The following is a 17,497-nucleotide window of genomic DNA, read 5'->3' as shown; positions in this document are numbered from 1 at the left end:
ACATGAAATTCCCTAAAACCTATACCTTAAAGGAAATATCGAAAATTATTGATGCCAATTTCGTGGGGGATGATGATTTCCCGGTCTTGGGCATGAATGAAATCCACGTGGTGGAAGAAGGCGATATTGTATTTGTGGACCATCCCAAATATTATGACAAAGCGTTGCAATCCAAAGCTACTGTGGTCCTCATCAACAAGGAGGTAGAATGCCCGGAAGGTAAGGCTTTACTTGTATCAGATGACCCATTTAGGGATTTCAACAAGTTGACCCGTCATTTCAAACCTTTTGAAACAGCAGCAGCATCCATTGCTGATTCAGCCGAGATAGGGGAAGGAACCATTGTTCAGCCCAACGTATTTATCGGTAACCATGTGAAAATAGGTGAAAACTGTGTGATTCATCCGAACGTAACCATTTATGACGGATGTATCCTTGGCGACAACGTAACCATTCATGCAGGTACCGTGTTGGGAGCCGATGCGTTCTACTACAAAAACAGGCCCGAAAGTTTTGATAAATTGCTTTCAGGCGGAAATGTAGTAATCGAGGACAATGTAGATATCGGAGCTGGGTGTACCATTGACCGTGGGGTAACAGGTTCTACTACAATTAAAGAAGGCTCCAAATTGGACAACCAGATTCAAGTAGGGCACGATACTGTTATCGGTAAAAAATGTTTGATTGCATCCCACGTAGGCATTGCGGGCTGTTGTATAATTGAAGACGAAGTGACACTTTGGGGACAAGTAGGTATCACAAGTGGTGCCACCATCGGTAAAAAAGCGGTTATCTTGGCGCAATCGGGTATTTCCAAATCACTGGAAGGTGGTAAAACCTACTTTGGTTACCCAGCTGAGGAAGCACGCGAAAAACTCAAACAAATCGCATACATCAAAAAGATTCCAGAAATCTTGAAAAAACTGAAAAAGATTTAAGAAATCAATAGATAAAAACTTTAGTAAACCATATTTTTGTATCTCTACATTAAGTTAAATATATGAGCGTCTTAGTAAACAAGGATTCAAACATAATTGTACAAGGATTTACAGGTAGTGAAGGAACATTTCATGCCGAACAAATGATTGAATATGGAACCAACGTGGTTGGTGGTGTGACCCCGGGAAAAGGAGGTCAAGAACATTTGGGAAAACCAGTTTTCAACACAGTGGAAGATGCTGTTAAGGAAGTTGGTGCCGACACCACAATTATTTTTGTTCCGCCTGCATTTGCTGCGGATGCCATTATGGAAGCTGCCGATGCAGGAATCAAAGTGATCATTACCATTACCGAAGGTATTCCTGTTGCTGACATGGTAAAAGCCAACGATTATATCAAGGATATGGATTGTACATTGATCGGTCCAAACTGCCCAGGTGTAATTACTCCAGGTGAAGCCAAGGTTGGTATTATGCCAGGATTTGTCTTCAAAAAAGGAAAAGTTGGAATCGTTTCAAAATCTGGAACATTGACTTACGAAGCCGCCGACCAAGTAGTTCGTCAAGGATTGGGAATCACAACAGCCATTGGAATTGGTGGTGACCCCATAATCGGAACCACGACAAAACAAGCTGTTGAGCTACTGATCAACGACCCAGAAACCGAATGTGTTGTGATGATTGGTGAAATCGGGGGTCAATTGGAGGCTGAAGCCGCTAGATGGTACAAAGAAAGCGGAAGTAAAAAACCAGTTGTAGGTTTTATTGCTGGCGAAACTGCTCCTGCAGGACGTACTATGGGGCACGCTGGTGCCATTGTAGGTGGTAGCGATGATACGGCGCAAGCCAAGAAAAAAATAATGCGCGATTGCGGTATCCACGTAGTGGATTCTCCTGCAGAAATCGGCGTGAAAGTGAAAGAAGTGGTCGGGTAACCAATCATTAAAATCATACTAAATCCCGTTTATGCGGGATTTTTTTTCGTCTAAACATAAAACAACAACTATATTTGGTTAATAACCATTCAAACACAATCATTGTATGCAACTTTTGGAAGGGAAAAACGTAATTATAACAGGAGCCAGTAGGGGAATTGGTAAAGGAATTGCCCAAGTATTTGCAAAACACGGTGCCAATGTGGCATTCACTTACAGTTCCAGTGAAGCTCCAGCCTTGGAATTGGAAAAGGAATTGACCGAAATGGGCGTAAAGGCCAAGGCCTATAAAAGCAATGCCGCCAGTTTTGAAGAATCCGAAGCCCTTGTGGCAAAGGTGTTGGAAGATTTTGACGGAAGAATCGACGTGCTTATCAATAATGCAGGTATAACCAAGGACAACCTGTTGATGCGAATGGGTGAAGATGATTTTGATAAAGTAATTGAAATCAACCTGAAGTCCGTTTTTAATATGACCAAAGCCGTACAACGAACCATGTTGAAGCAGCGTAAAGGTTCCATCATTAATATGAGTAGCGTGGTGGGCGTGAAAGGTAATGCCGGACAGACGAACTACGCAGCCTCCAAAGCCGGGATGATTGGTTTTACCAAGTCCGTGGCCTTGGAATTGGGATCTAGGAACATCCGTTGCAACGCCATTGCCCCAGGTTTCATCGAAACCGAAATGACCGAGAAATTGGACGAAAAAGTAGTTCAAGGCTGGAGAGAAGGCATTCCGTTAAAACGTGGTGGAAGTCCTGAAGATGTTGCCAATGCCTGTGTTTTCTTGGCATCCGACCTATCCGACTACGTAACAGGACAGGTGTTGAATGTTGATGGTGGAATGTTAACCTAAATGAATGGAGTTGAGCACGGTACTTCTTATTTTGTTAGCTGTTGCTGCCGCGCTTACCCTTGTCTATTTCCAATACTTCTATAAAAACCCAAGAAAGGGTTCACTTAAGATTATATTGGCCGCATTGAGGTTTGTCACCTTGTTTTGCGGCCTTTTACTTTTGATAAACCCAAAATTTGTCAGCAAGGATTATTTTGTTGAAAAAGCCAATTTGATTTTGCTGGTGGATAATTCCACTTCTATGGAAGGTGCTTCGTCCGAGGAAGAGATTTCCCAAGCCATCAATCAAATTAAAGAAGATGACGCGATAAATGAGCGGTTTACCATTCATCAATATGGATTTGGTAATACCGTTTCTGCTACCGATTCTATGCGATTTAATCAGGGAAATACCGATATTTCCAATGCACTTGCTACTCTGAACGATGTTTTCGTGAATGGAAACAATGCCATCGTGCTGTTTTCTGATGGAAATCAAACCCTGGGCAGGGACTATGAATACATTAGCCTGAATGAAAATACTACGGTAAACCCTGTTGTGGTTGGCGATACCACGCAATATGAAGATGTTTCCATTGGACTCATCAACGTCAACAAATTTGCTTTTTTACGGAACAGTTTTCCTATCGAAACCTCCATTCGGTATCAAGGTTCTAGGCCTATCTCAAGCACGGTTACTATTTCCATCAACGGTGGTAGGGTACATCAAGAAAAGGTAAATCTAGATGGCACAAAGAACAGTCAAACCCTAAATACGTTGATCGAGGCGCAGAGCGTTGGCATCAAAACCATCAAAATTGAAGTAGAGGCATTGGAGAATGAGCGTAATACAGCCAATAATTCCAAGGAAACCGCCATCGAAGTAATTGATGAAAAAACCAATGTCGCCATTGTCTCCGATATGCTTCACCCTGATATTGGTGCGCTTAAAAAATCCATTGAATCCAATGAACAGCGCTCCGTAACCCTTTTAAAACCTAATGCAAGTCAATCTGAATTGGAAGATATGGGTTTGCTGATTCTGTATCAACCCAACCGAAATTTTAGAAGTGTTTACGAGTTTTTGAAGAATTCTGGAACCAATTATTTTACCATTACAGGTAGCAAAACGGATTGGAACTTTTTAAATAGGGTACAAAACAGCTATACGATTTCGGGTAGCAGACAGGCAGAGGATATTTTGCCTGTTTTAAACAACGCCTTCGGGCTATTCGGGCTTGGCAATTTTGTTGTGGATGGCTTCCCGCCTGTAAAAGGGACTCTTGCAGATATTCAACTGAACAAGGATAGTGAAATATTGATGTTCCAGCAATTGCAGGGCATTAACTTGGAAAAACCTTTGGTTGCCATTTTGACCGAATCCAGCACAAAGGAAGCTGTACTTTTCGGAGAGGATATTTGGCGATGGCGTGCACAAGTGTACCGAAATGAGCAGAGTTTTGACACCTTTGATGAATTTATCGGGAATTTGATGGTATATCTTGGCTCCAACAAGCAAAGAAACCGTTTGGAACTGGATTACGAATTGGTCTTTGACAATGCAAGCATGGCCAAAATAAGGGCTTCCTATTTTGATGAAAGCTATCAGTTCGATACCAATGCAAACATTTCAATCAGTATAAAAGGAAAGGAAAACGATTTCTCAAGAGAAGCTCCCATGCTATTGCAAGGTGCTTTTTATGAAGTGGACCTAAGCGACCTGGAGGCAGGAGCGTATGAATTTACCGTTACCGTTCTGGATGAAAATTTGAGCCGCTCGGGAACTTTCAGGATTTTGGATTTTAATCCAGAAAAGCAACTCATTTCTGCGAACTATAAAAAAATGGAACGCTTAGCTTCAAAAAATAGGGGGCAAGTATATTATTTGAACAAGCTGGAAGAATTACAGGACAGTTTGGTTACATCGCAACGGTTTTTACCTGTTCAAAAAAGCAGGGATAATGTTGTATCTTTAATAGATTTCCGTATTTTACTCGGACTCATCATTCTTTCGCTTGCTGCGGAATGGTTCATTAGAAAATATAACGGATTAATATAAATCAAAGTTAACATGGATAAATTACCAAAGATTGCGTTGCCAGCATTGGCAGCGATTATTTTTCTCATCATTTTTGCCTCAAGGTCAACAGTGACAATTGGATCGGGTGAAGCTGGCGTATTGTATAAATACTTCGGTGGCGGTGTAGTAACGGACGAACCGCCATTGGGAGAAGGTTTTCATTTGGTGGCGCCCTGGAACAAGGTATACATTTACGAAGTACGCCAACAAGAACGATTGGAAAAAATGAATGTGCTCTCATCAAACGGGTTGGACATTAAATTGGAGGCCTCCGTATGGTTTCAGCCCAAATACAATGACCTTGGCAAACTTCATCAGGAAAAAAGTGAACAATATATAGAGCGTGTTCTACTTCCTGCAATTAGGTCTGCAGCACGTAGCGTTGTTGGGCGTTATACCCCCGAACAGTTATACTCCAGCAAACGTGATGCAATTCAACAAGAGATTTTTGAGGAGACACAAATCATTGTGGACGACCAATATATTCAGCTGAACGAAGTATTGGTAAGAGATGTGACTTTACCTCCGACCATTAAAGATGCGATTGAACGTAAACTTCGACAGGAGCAGGAATCTTTAGAATATGAATTTAGATTGGTAACTGCTGAGAAAGAGGCGGAAAAAGTTAGAATAGAAGCACAGGGCAAGGCCGATGCCAACCGCATTTTGAGTGCTTCTTTAACAGATAAGATATTGCAAGACAAAGGTATAGATGCAACATTGAAACTTGCAGAATCACCAAATGCTAAAGTAGTGGTGGTAGGTTCCGGTGATGATGGATTGCCATTAATTTTGGGAAATAACTAAATTCCCCTTTTTTGATATAAAAATATATCCTACTTTTGGAGCATCATGAGAAACAAAAACACACATCATCATTTTTATACTTGCCCTCAAGCGAGATAGAAATGTATTGTTGTTTTTAAAATATATTCTAACCCGTTTGAGAAATCAAACGGGTTTGTTTTTTGTACCCATTTGGTTTTTCAGACAAAAAGATTGAAAAATGACAAAAATTAGAATTGCTGTTCAAAAAAGTGGACGATTAAACGAGGATTCACTTGGAATTTTAAAGGATTGTGGTATTTCCATTGATAATGGGAAGGACCAATTAAAAGCAACTTCCCGTAATTTTCCTTTGGAAGTATTTTATCTACGTAACGGAGACATTCCACAGTATTTGCGGGATGGGGTAGTGGACATAGCCATTATCGGAGAAAACGTTTTGATAGAAAAGGGCAAAGATATTTCCATTGCAGAACGTTTAAATTTTTCCAAATGCCGTGTTTCCCTTGCTGTACCCAAAAATGTAAACTATAACTCCATAAAGGATTTTGAAGGGCAAAAAATAGCCACTTCCTACCCAAATACAGTCAAGGATTATTTAGCTTCCAAAGGTGTGACCGCCGATTTACATATCATCAACGGTTCAGTGGAAATCGCTCCGAATATTGGATTGGCTTATGGGATTTGTGATATTGTCTCTAGTGGCAGTACGCTCTTCAAAAACAATTTGAAAGAAGTGGAAGTGATGCTCAAAAGTGAGGCCGTATTGGCTGTATCGCCCACTATTTCTGAAGAGCGCAAGGAATTATTGAAGAAAATCCAGTTCAGGATCAAGTCTGTGTTGCAGGCTCGCCAGAACAAATATGTTTTGATGAACGCTCCAAACGATAAATTGGATAAGATTATCTCTATACTTCCGGGAATGCGAAGCCCTACTGTTTTGCCATTGGCCGAAGAGGGGTGGAGCTCGGTGCACACCGTAATCAACCGTGAGACCTTTTGGGAAGTTATCGATGAGCTGAAAGCAGCCGGGGCAGAGGGAATTTTGGTGTGTCCAATCGAAAAAATGGTATTGTAGACAATAACAGATACGTTTTTAATGAATAATTGTCCCCTTGAGGGGACCTTAGGGGTGTAAAATGAAGAAAATAGTAAAACCAAATAAAAGTGATTGGAACGAAATTTTAAAGCGTCCCACCCAGAGCGTTTCAGATATTGAGGAGATTGTCAACAGTATCTTTAAAGAGGTACAGGCTGATGGTGATACGGTTATCAAAAAATACACGGCCCAATTTGATAAAGTCACTTTGGATTCTATTTTGGTCACAGAAGCCGAAATTGAAAACGCAAGTAATTCCGTTTCCGATGCATTGAAGCAGGCCATCAATCTTGCCAAATCGAATATTGAAAAATTCCATGCTGCACAAAAAACCTCAAAAGTTGAAGTGGAAACCATGCCCGGGGTGGCGTGTTGGCAAGAAAAACGTCCTATTCAAAAAGTGGGATTGTACATTCCAGGTGGAACAGCTCCTTTGTTCTCAACCATTTTGATGTTGGCCATTCCTGCAAAATTGGCTGGGTGTAAAGAAATTGTACTTTGCAGTCCTCCTGACAAAAATGGCGATATCAATCCAGCAATTTTATATGCCGCGCAATTGTGTGGTGTAACGCAAGTCTTTAAAGTTGGAGGCATTCAAGCCATTGCCGGGATGACATTTGGTACGGAAAGTATTCCAAAAGTGTACAAAATATTTGGCCCTGGGAACCAATATGTGACCGTGGCAAAGCAATTGGCCACAAAATATGGCGTGGCCATCGATATGCCCGCTGGTCCAAGTGAATTGTTAGTAGTTGCAGATGATTCGGCCAATGCCGCCTTTGTAGCTTCGGATTTGTTGAGTCAAGCCGAGCACGGGGTGGACAGTCAAGTGATTTTGGTATCTACATCAGAAAAAGTGATTGATGCCGTGGAAAGGGAAATTGAAAGCCAGATACAGCAATTGCCACGGAAAGAGATTGCAAGGAAAGCCATTGGGAATAGCAGACTGATTTTGGTCAAAAATGACCAAGAAGCGTTGGAACTCATCAACGAATATGGTCCGGAACACTTTATTGTTTGTGTGGAGAACGAGGAATACTATCTCGAGAATATTCAAAATGCCGGCTCGGTTTTTATTGGAAACTATACGCCAGAAAGTGCAGGCGACTATGCTTCGGGGACCAATCACACCCTGCCTACCAATGGTTACGCCAAGCAATATAGCGGTGTAAATCTGAATAGTTTTATGAAGAGCATGACTTTTCAAAAAATATCGGAAAAGGGAATTCAAGGCATCGGAACTGCTATTGAGTTGATGGCGGAAGCGGAAGGTTTGCAGGCGCATAAAAACGCAGTGACCCTTAGATTAAAAAGTTTGAAATAATGGAGGGGTTTGATTTAAATAAATTGGTCAGGGAATCGGTTCGTAAGCTACAACCGTATTCATCGGCACGAGACGAATATGTTTCCGATGGCTCCGAAATGATATTTTTAGATGCCAACGAAAACCCTTTTGACAATGGAGTAAACCGCTATCCGGACCCTTATCAACGAAGCTTAAAATCATTGTTGGCAGAGCAAAAAGGAGTATTGGAAAGCCAAATTTTACTTGGAAACGGAAGTGACGAGGTCTTGGATTTGATTTACAGGGCATTTTGCGAACCCAATCAAGATAACATCATCAGTCTGCCCCCCACTTACGGAATGTACAAGGTGCTTGCTGGAATAAATGCGGTAGAAAACAAAGAAGTATTGCTGACTACAGATTTTGAACCCAATGTGGATGAAATTTTAAAAGTTGTAGATGCTAATTCCAAGTTACTGTTTATTTGTTCGCCCAATAATCCAACAGGAAACGCTTTTAATAAAGAAGGAGTTCAAAAATTATTGGAATCCTTCAGTGGATTAGTGGTGGTTGACGAAGCCTATATTGACTTTTCAAAAGAAGAAAGTTGGGTATCAGCGCTTAAAACATATCCTAATTTGATTGTGACCCAAACCTTGTCAAAAGCCTATGGGCTGGCAGGTATCCGATTGGGGATATGCTATGCATCGGAAGAAATTATTGGTGTGTTGAACAAAATAAAACCACCATATAATGTCAATCAGTTAACACAGCAACGAGCATTACAACGTGTTTTAAACCAAGATTTGGTCAAGCAAGAGGTTCAGCAGATACTGGATGAAAGAGAAGAATTGATTAAAGCGTTGAACGGTTTGGAATTTGTAAAGGAATTATATCCAACCGATGCCAATTTTGTATTGGCCAAAGTTGATGATGCCAACAAACGTTACCAACAATTGCTTGAAAAACAGGTTGTGGTACGAAACCGAAGTACGCAGCCGCTTTGCGAGAATACGTTGCGCTTTACCGTGGGTACGCCGAACGAAAACAAAAAATTGATAGCCATTTTAAAAGAATTATAATAATGGGCAAAAAAGTACTATTCATTGATCGTGATGGAACCATCATCAAAGAAACTGCAGATGAGCAGATTGATGCCTTTGAGAAGTTGGTTTTTTACCCCAAGGCATTTACTTATTTGGGAAAGATTGCCAAAGAACTGAACTACGAACTGGTAATGATTACCAACCAAGATGGGTTGGGAACGGATATTTTTCCAGAAGACACCTTTTGGCCCGTACAAAATTTTATTTTAAAAACCTTTGAAAATGAAGGAGTGGTTTTTAATGCAATCCATATCGACCGAACCTTTGCAAAGGACAATGCCCCTACGCGTAAACCGGGCACGGGAATGTTGACTTCCTATTTTTCTGATGAATATGATCTCGAGAATTCGTTCGTGATAGGTGACCGTTTAACCGATGTGGAGTTGGCGAAAAACCTTGGTGCCAAAGGAATTTTTATCAATGATGAAACCCATTTGGGTACTGGAGAAATCACGGTAAAGCGTGAAGAATTGGATGATATTATTGCTCTAGAAAGCAACGATTGGGAGAAAATCTATGAGTTTTTAAAATTGGAAAACAGGATTGCGGAAATATCCCGAAAAACCAATGAAACCGACATTAAAATCAAGATAAACCTTGATGGAACCGGAAAGAGTGACATCAACACAGGTTTGGCCTTTTTTGACCATATGTTGGACCAACTGGCACGGCATGGCCAAATGGATTTAAACATTAAGGTGGATGGGGACTTGGAGGTAGATGAGCACCACACCATCGAGGATACTGCTATTGCTTTGGGTGAATTGTTTTCCAAAGCACTGGGCGACAAACTGGGCATAGAACGCTACGGTTTTGCCCTGCCAATGGACGACTGCCTTGCCCAAGTAGCCATTGATTTTGGAGGACGGAATTGGTTGGTTTGGGACACCGAATTCAAGCGTGAAAAAGTGGGGGATATGCCTACGGAAATGTTCATGCACTTTTTTAAATCGTTTACCGATGGTGCCAAAGCCAATTTAAACATTAAAGCCGAAGGAACCAACGAGCACCATAAAATCGAAGCGATTTTCAAAGCATTTGCCAAGTCAATAAAAATGGCGGTGAAGCGTGATGCGGAAAAAATGGTGTTGCCTTCTACGAAGGGAATGTTGTAAAAAGTGTCATTTCGAAGGAGCTTGCGACTGAGAAATCTAGATTTCTCGCTATGCTCGAAATGACAAAAAGACAAGAAATAAATGAATATAGTCATAATCGATTACGGAGCAGGGAACATCCAAAGCATCATGTTTGCCATAAAGCGCCTAGGTTACGAAGCTGTTTTAAGCCATGATGCTGAAGAAATTCGAAATGCCGATAAAGTCATTTTTCCTGGAGTAGGAGAGGCCAGTTCCGCTATGGCCAAGTTAAAAGCCACGGGCTTGGACAAGGTGGTTCCAACATTGAAACAGCCCGTTTTGGGCATCTGTTTGGGTATGCAGCTCATGTGCCATTCATCCGAAGAAGGTCATACCAAAGGTTTGGGCATTTTTGATTTGGATGTAGTGAAATTTTCCAACAAGGTGAAAGTACCTCAAATTGGATGGAACCAGATTTCGGATTTAAAAAGTGAGCTGTTCAAAAATATTCCTGAGAAATCATACATTTATTTGGTCCACAGCTTTTATGCACCTATTGGAAAAGAAACCATTGCAACTTCCGAGTATGATGTGGAATATAGTGCTGCTTTGCAGAAAGCTAATTTTTATGGCGTACAATTCCACCCCGAAAAAAGCAGTGATGTGGGGAGTGAAATATTGAAGAACTTTTTAACCCTAATCTAAAATGGATTTCTATATATCAACGGACAAAGACCAACTGAATAAACAAAAGATTCATGAAGAGGTTTCTTCAACTTATTGGGGAAAGGGGAGAACTTGGGAAGAAACATTGATGACCATTGAGAAAAGCATCTGTTTTGGCATGTTCGATAAGAACGGTGAGCAGATTGCCTATACCAGAATAATGACCGACGGTTTAGTTTTTGCTTACATCATGGATGTGGTCGTATTCGACCCAAATATAAGGAAAAGGGCTTGGAAAAAAGTTGATTCAACATATTTTGGACCGGCCAGAAGTAAAAAAGGTCAACACCGTAGCGCTTAAAACATTGGATGCCCATAGTTTTTATGAAAGTTTAGGCTTTAAAAGAATAGGGGATTCGGAAATGTGGATGTCCATAGACAGAGTAAAATACGATTAAAGAATGAGATTGATCCCAGCAATAGACATCATCGAGGGGAAATGTGTGCGACTTTCCAAAGGAGATTACAACACCAAAAAAGTATACAACGAAAATCCGTTGGAAGTGGCCAAGGAATTTGAAGCACACGGTATTCGACACTTACATTTGGTAGATTTGGACGGTGCAAAATCCAAGCATATTGTCAACCATAAAGTTTTGGAGACGATTGCAACCAAAACCAGTTTACAGATTGATTTTGGAGGAGGATTGAAATCCGATGAAGATTTGCACATCGCTTTTGAAAGTGGAGCACACCAAATTACAGGAGGAAGCATTGCCGTAAAAGACCGAGAAACCTTTTTGGGCTGGTTGTCGACCTATGGTGCTGATAAAATCATTCTTGGGGCTGATGCCAACAATGAGAAAGTAGCTGTTTCGGGCTGGCAGGAAGAATCTGATTTGGAATTGATTCCTTTTGTTCAGCAGTACCAATCGGAAGGAATTGAATATGTAATCTGTACGGATATAAGCAAGGATGGGATGTTGCAGGGTCCAGCGTTTGACTTGTATCAAAAAATGCTGGCACAAACCAAAAAAGGCTTACATTTAATTGCCAGTGGAGGTATCTCCACCTTTGATGAACTCCCCAAACTAGCCGAAATTGGTTGCGAAGGTACAATCATTGGAAAAGCCATTTATGAAGGCAAGATCAGTTTAAAGCAATTGGAACATTATATTCTTGAAAATGGATAAAGAAAGAGAACTCCAAGAAGAATTGGTATGGAACGCAGGGTATCGAATGAACGAAAGCCTGCGGATGATCAAAATCTGCTTAGAGCAATTGTCGGAAGATGAAATCTGGCAAAAACCCAACGAGTCTAGCAATAGTATTGGGAACCTCATACTTCATCTCTGCGGAAACATTACGCAATACGGAATTGCATCTATTCAAAATTTGGAAGACGAGCGCAAACGGGATGAGGAATTTTCAACTGAATCTGGCTATACCAAAGAAGAGCTCATTAAAAAATTGGAAGACACCATATCCGATGCCAAAAGGGCGTTCTATGATGCTCCGCTCAACGAACTTTTACGTAAAAGAAACGTACAGGGCTTTAATTTTTCTGGTGTGGGCAACATTATTCATGTAACGGAGCATTTATCTTATCACACAGGTCAAATAGCACTTTGGACCAAAATTTTACAGAACCGGGATTTGGGCTTTTATGGAGGTGTCAACCTGAATGCCAAGAACGAAAGCTAGCGTTGTAAATACAGCCTATGAACTGGATATTATTAATAATTGCAGGCTTTTTTGAAGTTGCCTTTGCAGCATGTTTAGGAAAGGTGAAAGAAACAACGGGCACGGAAATGATGTATTGGTATATAGGGTTTGTGGTCTGCCTAGCGATCAGTATGATTTTGCTGGTAAAATCCACACAGGAATTGCCAATAGGTACCGCATATGCTGTATGGACCGGAATCGGTGCCGTGGGGACCGTACTGTTTGGTATCTTTGTTTTTAAAGAGCCCGCAACATTTTGGAGACTATTTTTTATTACCACATTAATTGCTTCAATTGTTGGTTTGAAAGTAGTCTCACATTAGTGCAATCAAAGAAAAATAAATGCTAACAAAAAGAATAATTCCTTGTCTCGATATTAAAAACGGACGCACCGTAAAAGGAATCAACTTTGTGGACCTGCGTGATGCAGGGGACCCTGTGGAATTGGCCTCCATTTATGCCAAAGAAGGTGCCGATGAATTGGTTTTCTTGGACATCTCGGCTACGGAGGAAAAACGGAAGACCTTGGCGGAATTGGTATATCACGTGGCGGAGACCATCAACATACCTTTTACCGTTGGCGGAGGAATTTCTTCCGTGGAAGATGTGGATATTCTCCTCAAAAACGGGGCCGATAAGGTTTCCATTAACTCATCAGCGGTGAAAAGACCTGAATTGATCAATGAATTGGTGGCCAAATTCGGTTCGCAATGTATTGTGGTTGCCATTGATGCCAAACAGATTGATGGAAAATGGAAAGTCCATTTGGTAGGAGGAAAAGTTCCTACGGAACTGGACCTTTTTAATTGGGCAAAAGAAGTGGAAGAACGAGGTGCCGGAGAAATTTTGTTTACTTCCATGGACCATGATGGCACCAAAAATGGCTTTGCCAATGCAGCTTTGGCTGAATTGTCAGACTTGGTGAATATCCCTGTGATTGCATCAGGTGGTGCGGGTACCATTTCACACTTTACCGATACATTTAAGGATGGAAAAGCAGATGCCGCTTTGGCTGCCAGTGTTTTTCATTTTAAGGAAATTGAAATAAACACACTTAAACAAGAATTAAAGGAAGAAGGAATTCCTGTAAGAATATAACAATGCAAATAGACTTCAATAAAAATCCGGACGGACTTGTACCGGCCATTGTTCAAGATGCAACCACCAAAAACGTGTTGATGCTGGGCTATATGAACCAAGAAGCGTTTGAAAAAACCCAAGAAACCCAAAAAGTCACTTTTTTTAGCCGCTCCAAACAACGGTTATGGACCAAAGGCGAGGAAAGCGGCAACTTTTTGAACCTTGTGGATATGCAAGTGGATTGTGACAACGACACCCTTTTGGTTAAAGTGAACCCCGTTGGCCCTACCTGTCATAAGGGAACCGACACCTGCTGGGCCGAGGAAAATGTTCAAGATTATGGCTTTTTGTCAACCTTGGAAGGAGTCATCGAGTCCAGAAAAAACGACCAAGAAAATCCAGATAGTTATGTAGCTTCCTTATTCCGAAAAGGCATCAATAAAATAGCACAAAAAGTAGGGGAAGAGGCTGTGGAAACCGTGATAGAGGCCAAAGACGACAACGAGGAACTTTTCTTGAACGAGAGTGCTGACTTATTGTTTCACTACTTGATTTTACTTCAAGCCAAAGGCTATGCCTTGGACGATATTGCCCAAGTGCTCGAAAAGCGTCATTAAACAAATCCGTTAAGTTTTTTCTAAACGTTTAGCCTTTACAGCGAAATACCGTAAATTTATGTAATGGCTATGAACACAAGAAAAGGGTTTCGTTTTACCAATTACGAGGCACCAGACCAAACTCCGTTCGAAAAACTCTTTGAGATTTTTCAGGAGCTTGTTACCCATACTTCGGGTGACGTGGAGGAAGCGCTGGATTGGCTCCGGGAATTGGACAAAGAATACGAGCTTACCGACGACGATTACACTATTGATGATTTTATAGAAGACCTCAAGGCCAAAGGATATATCCGTGAGGAATTTGACATGGATGGTCCACAAGGGGGCGAAGGTGAAGAGGGTGATGAGACCGGCGGAGGTGGAAACCTGTTCGTTACTGCCAAGTTGGAACGCATGCTGCGTCAACGAGCCTTGGACCAAATATTCGGAAAGATCAAGCGAAGTGGTTCTGGCAATCATAAAACAGGGAAATCCGGTAAAGGTGATGAGCATACAGGTGAGTTCCGTGAATACCGTTTTGGGGATTCGTTGGAGCATATCAGTATGACGGAAAGCCTCAAAAATGCCCAGGTAAACCACGGTTTGGACAATTTTTCACTTAGCGAAGAGGATTTGGTGGTGGAAGATACCATGCACAAAGCCCAGATGAGCACGGTGTTGATGATCGACATCAGCCATAGTATGATTTTGTACGGTGAGGACAGAATCACACCCGCCAAAAAAGTGGCAATGGCCCTTGCTGAACTCATTACGACCCGTTATCCAAAGGATACCTTGGACATTTTGGTGTTCGGAAACGATGCCTGGCCTATTCCGATTAAGGATTTACCTTATCTACGTGTGGGGCCTTATCACACCAATACCGTTGCGGGATTGCAACTCGCCATGGACATGCTCCGCAGAAAACGGAATACCAACAAGCAAATTTTTATGATCACCGACGGAAAACCTTCATGTTTACGGCTTCCGAATGGTGATTATTACAAAAATAGCGTAGGACTGGACGAGTATATTGTTGAAAAATGCTACGCGATGGCCCAGCAAGCGAGAAAACTTCATATTCCCATAACCACTTTTATGATTGCAGAAGACCCTTATTTGATGCAGTTTGTGCGTGAATTTACCAAAGCGAACAAGGGAAAAGCCTTCTATACAGGACTGAAAGGTTTGGGCGAAATGATTTTTGAAGATTACGAACAAAATAGAAAAAGAAGAATAAAAGGATAACACAACAAATGAAATTGGACCATACCAGAATCAAAACGCTAGGTGAATTAAAGTTAGCGGGATATACGAGCAGAAGCATTAAGGACGAACTTCGGGAAAACCTTTTGGAGAAAATATCCAAAGGAGAACAAGTGTTCGAAGGAGTTTGGGGTTATGAAAATTCCGTGATTCCAGAATTGGAAAGAGCTATTCTTTCCCGTCACAATATTAACTTATTGGGTTTACGAGGACAAGCAAAAACACGCTTGGCCCGTTTAATGGTGCAACTGCTCGATGAATGGATGCCCATTGTAGAGGGGTCTGAAATACATGATGACCCATTGGACCCGATATCTCGATATGCGACGGAGCTCATTAAAGAAAAAGGAGATGACACTCCAATTACTTGGGTGCACAGAAGCGAGCGTTTCTATGAAAAATTGGCCACACCCGATGTTACCGTAGCGGATTTGATTGGGGATGTAGACCCGATAAAAGCGGCCAACCTCAAATTGTCCTACGCCGATGACCGTGTGATCCATTTTGGAATGATACCAAGGGCCAACCGCTGTATTTTTGTAATCAATGAGCTTCCAGACCTTCAAGCAAGAATTCAAGTGGCGTTGTTTAACATACTACAAGAAGGCGATATACAAATCCGAGGATTTAAACTTCGATTGCACCTGGATATTCAATTTGTGTTTACCGCCAACCCTGAAGACTACACCAATAGAGGAAGCATTGTAACACCATTAAAGGATAGAATCGGCTCACAAATTTTGACCCATTATCCTGAAAATATTGAGATTGCAAAGAAAATCACCAAACAAGAAGCGAAACTCGATAAACGGCAATCAGATTTTGTATATGTGCCCGAAATCGCAATGGATTTATTGGAGCAAATCAGTTTTGAGGCTAGAAACAGTGAATATGTAGATGCTAAAAGTGGCGTGAGCGCCCGTATGAGCATCACAGCTTTTGAGAATCTATTGAGTACCGCTGAACGTAGGGCCATTGTTGCGGGTGACAAGAAGACATCTGTTCGCTTGAGTGATTTTATGGGTGTAGTGCCTTCCATCACAGGGAAAATTGAGTTGGTATATGAAGGAGAGCAGGAGGGAGCAGGCTCCGTAGCAGAGAATTTGATAGAAGATGCCGCCAAATCATTATTTCCGAGTTATTTCCCGAAAATTGATAAGCTTCAGCGAAAAGAGGAGGAAAACGAGTACGATGAACTGGTCAGTTGGTTTTTTGATGGAGAAGGTTTTGACCTTTTGGATGATGAAAAAGAGGAGGAGTACAAATCCAAGTTGGACTCCATCGGCCCCTTGAACAATCTTTTAAAGGAATATCAACCCGATGCACCCAAAGAAGATTCTTATTTTTTGAAAGAACTGCTGCTCTGGGGATTGGTTGCCCATAAAAAATTGAGCAAGCATCGTTTTCAGCAAGGGTATCAGTTTAAAGATTTGTATGGAAGTTACATTCGAGGACTGTAACTATTGCCAAATATTTAGGTTGTCGTTATAATTTTCAAAATTGTAAACTCCCACATAGTGCTTTCTCAACCAAAATGAGTAAAGCGTTAAAATCGGCAGAATACTATAAAGCAATACAGAAAGAGTTGCCATGGGTTTAAATGTGGTGGGTATTACATGTTCACCATACGTTTTGATGGAATTCAGAACCGTAATACTGTCATAAATTTTGAAGACATACACAATCATGATGGCATAGAGCACATACTCTATATTTCGCATTTTCGGGTCTGGCAGCTCATCCTCGGTAATTTTAAACCAAATAACGTACAGGTAAAGAAAATGTACAGACGTGAGTATGGGAAAAATATAGTTGTCTGCTTTTAAAAAGTAGAATTGATTGGTATAAACACCATAAAAGCTCAATACAATCAAGGTGAACAGCACAACCGCACTAGCCAGTATATTTCTTTTCCAGGTAATGATTTTTGACAGGGTATTCATATCAATCACAAGATTTTGGGACTTTATCTAACATAAAGAACAGGCTTTTTGGGATATTATTTTAAAGAAATCGACAACCCG

20 protein-coding genes are annotated in these 17,497 nt (G+C 41.2%); 19 read left to right on the top strand and 1 reads right to left on the bottom strand.

Annotated elements, in window-relative coordinates; genetic code table 11:
* The first annotated feature begins 2 nt into the window (after positions 1–2).
* The 19 genes from GO009_RS03010 to GO009_RS02925 all read left to right on the top strand — a co-directional run bounded on the left by GO009_RS03010 (position 3) and on the right by GO009_RS02925 (position 16,933).
* Positions 3–938 carry a UDP-3-O-(3-hydroxymyristoyl)glucosamine N-acyltransferase gene (locus GO009_RS03010; protein WP_163624736.1) on the top strand — a complete coding sequence of 312 codons (936 nt, stop codon included), beginning with the start codon at positions 3–5 and terminating at the stop codon, positions 936–938.
* Positions 939–1,000: 62 nt separating this feature from the next.
* Positions 1,001–1,873: a succinate--CoA ligase subunit alpha gene (gene sucD / locus GO009_RS03005; protein WP_163624735.1), complete on the top strand. Its 873-nt coding sequence runs from the start codon at positions 1,001–1,003 to the stop codon at positions 1,871–1,873.
* Between the two features lie 106 nt (positions 1,874–1,979).
* Positions 1,980–2,729 carry a 3-oxoacyl-[acyl-carrier-protein] reductase gene (fabG, locus tag GO009_RS03000; protein ID WP_163624734.1) on the top strand — a complete coding sequence of 250 codons (750 nt, stop codon included), beginning with the start codon at positions 1,980–1,982 and terminating at the stop codon, positions 2,727–2,729.
* A gap of 4 nt (positions 2,730–2,733) precedes the next feature.
* A complete protein-coding gene (locus GO009_RS02995; protein WP_163624733.1) occupies positions 2,734–4,767 on the top strand; it encodes a VWA domain-containing protein in 2,034 nt (677 codons plus the stop codon).
* 12 nt (positions 4,768–4,779) lie between these two features.
* A complete protein-coding gene (locus GO009_RS02990; RefSeq protein ID WP_163624732.1) occupies positions 4,780–5,595 on the top strand; it encodes a prohibitin family protein in 816 nt (271 codons plus the stop codon).
* A gap of 199 nt (positions 5,596–5,794) precedes the next feature.
* The gene (gene hisG, locus GO009_RS02985) at positions 5,795–6,652 is read left to right on the top strand and encodes an ATP phosphoribosyltransferase (protein WP_163624731.1); all 858 of its coding nucleotides are present in this window, start codon (positions 5,795–5,797) and stop codon (positions 6,650–6,652) included.
* 61 nt (positions 6,653–6,713) lie between these two features.
* On the top strand, positions 6,714–7,997 hold the full coding sequence (gene hisD / locus GO009_RS02980; RefSeq protein WP_163624730.1) for a histidinol dehydrogenase: 1,284 nt from the start codon (positions 6,714–6,716) through the stop codon (positions 7,995–7,997).
* Positions 7,997–9,040, top strand: a complete 1,044-nt coding sequence (gene hisC / locus GO009_RS02975; protein WP_163624729.1) for a histidinol-phosphate transaminase — start codon at positions 7,997–7,999, stop codon at positions 9,038–9,040. The genes hisD and hisC overlap by 1 nt, the downstream gene beginning before the upstream one ends.
* Before the next feature lie 2 nt (positions 9,041–9,042).
* Positions 9,043–10,179, top strand: a complete 1,137-nt coding sequence (hisB, locus tag GO009_RS02970) for a bifunctional histidinol-phosphatase/imidazoleglycerol-phosphate dehydratase HisB (protein ID WP_163624728.1) — start codon at positions 9,043–9,045, stop codon at positions 10,177–10,179.
* Positions 10,180–10,260: 81 nt separating this feature from the next.
* Entirely contained in the window at positions 10,261–10,845 is a 585-nt protein-coding gene (gene hisH, locus GO009_RS02965; RefSeq protein ID WP_163624727.1) for an imidazole glycerol phosphate synthase subunit HisH, read from the top strand.
* A 1-nt stretch (position 10,846) separates the two neighbouring features.
* Entirely contained in the window at positions 10,847–11,167 is a 321-nt protein-coding gene (locus GO009_RS02960; protein WP_239057370.1) for a hypothetical protein, read from the top strand.
* Entirely contained in the window at positions 11,109–11,264 is a 156-nt protein-coding gene (locus tag GO009_RS17820; protein ID WP_306770387.1) for a hypothetical protein, read from the top strand. The genes GO009_RS02960 and GO009_RS17820 overlap by 59 nt, the downstream gene beginning before the upstream one ends.
* 3 nt (positions 11,265–11,267) lie before the next feature.
* Positions 11,268–11,999: a 1-(5-phosphoribosyl)-5-[(5-phosphoribosylamino)methylideneamino]imidazole-4-carboxamide isomerase gene (gene hisA, locus GO009_RS02955; protein WP_163624726.1), complete on the top strand. Its 732-nt coding sequence runs from the start codon at positions 11,268–11,270 to the stop codon at positions 11,997–11,999.
* Positions 11,992–12,510 carry a DinB family protein gene (locus tag GO009_RS02950; RefSeq protein WP_163624725.1) on the top strand — a complete coding sequence of 173 codons (519 nt, stop codon included), beginning with the start codon at positions 11,992–11,994 and terminating at the stop codon, positions 12,508–12,510. Before hisA ends, GO009_RS02950 begins: the two co-directional genes overlap by 8 nt.
* A gap of 17 nt (positions 12,511–12,527) precedes the next feature.
* Positions 12,528–12,854 carry a multidrug efflux SMR transporter gene (locus GO009_RS02945; protein WP_163624724.1) on the top strand — a complete coding sequence of 109 codons (327 nt, stop codon included), beginning with the start codon at positions 12,528–12,530 and terminating at the stop codon, positions 12,852–12,854.
* Between the two features lie 19 nt (positions 12,855–12,873).
* Positions 12,874–13,629: an imidazole glycerol phosphate synthase subunit HisF gene (gene hisF / locus GO009_RS02940; RefSeq protein ID WP_163624723.1), complete on the top strand. Its 756-nt coding sequence runs from the start codon at positions 12,874–12,876 to the stop codon at positions 13,627–13,629.
* A gap of 2 nt (positions 13,630–13,631) precedes the next feature.
* Positions 13,632–14,228 (top strand): bifunctional phosphoribosyl-AMP cyclohydrolase/phosphoribosyl-ATP diphosphatase HisIE, encoded by a 597-nt coding sequence (gene hisIE / locus GO009_RS02935; protein WP_163624722.1) that lies wholly within the window; start codon positions 13,632–13,634, stop codon positions 14,226–14,228.
* Positions 14,229–14,291: 63 nt separating this feature from the next.
* Positions 14,292–15,455 (top strand): VWA domain-containing protein, encoded by a 1,164-nt coding sequence (locus tag GO009_RS02930; RefSeq protein ID WP_163624721.1) that lies wholly within the window; start codon positions 14,292–14,294, stop codon positions 15,453–15,455.
* Between the two features lie 8 nt (positions 15,456–15,463).
* A complete protein-coding gene (locus GO009_RS02925) occupies positions 15,464–16,933 on the top strand; it encodes a magnesium chelatase (RefSeq protein WP_163624720.1) in 1,470 nt (489 codons plus the stop codon).
* Here the strand turns inward: GO009_RS02925 and GO009_RS02920 are convergent, their stop codons facing one another.
* Positions 16,934–17,416 (bottom strand): hypothetical protein, encoded by a 483-nt coding sequence (locus GO009_RS02920; protein ID WP_163624719.1) that lies wholly within the window; start codon positions 17,414–17,416, stop codon positions 16,934–16,936.
* Positions 17,417–17,497 lie beyond the last annotated feature (81 nt).

The sequence above is a fragment of the Allomuricauda sp. TY007 genome (assembly GCF_010468565.1).
Lineage (GTDB): Bacteria > Bacteroidota > Bacteroidia > Flavobacteriales > Flavobacteriaceae > Flagellimonas.
The sequence above is the reverse complement of the archived record's forward strand: the minus strand, read 5'-3'. Positions and strand labels throughout refer to the sequence as shown.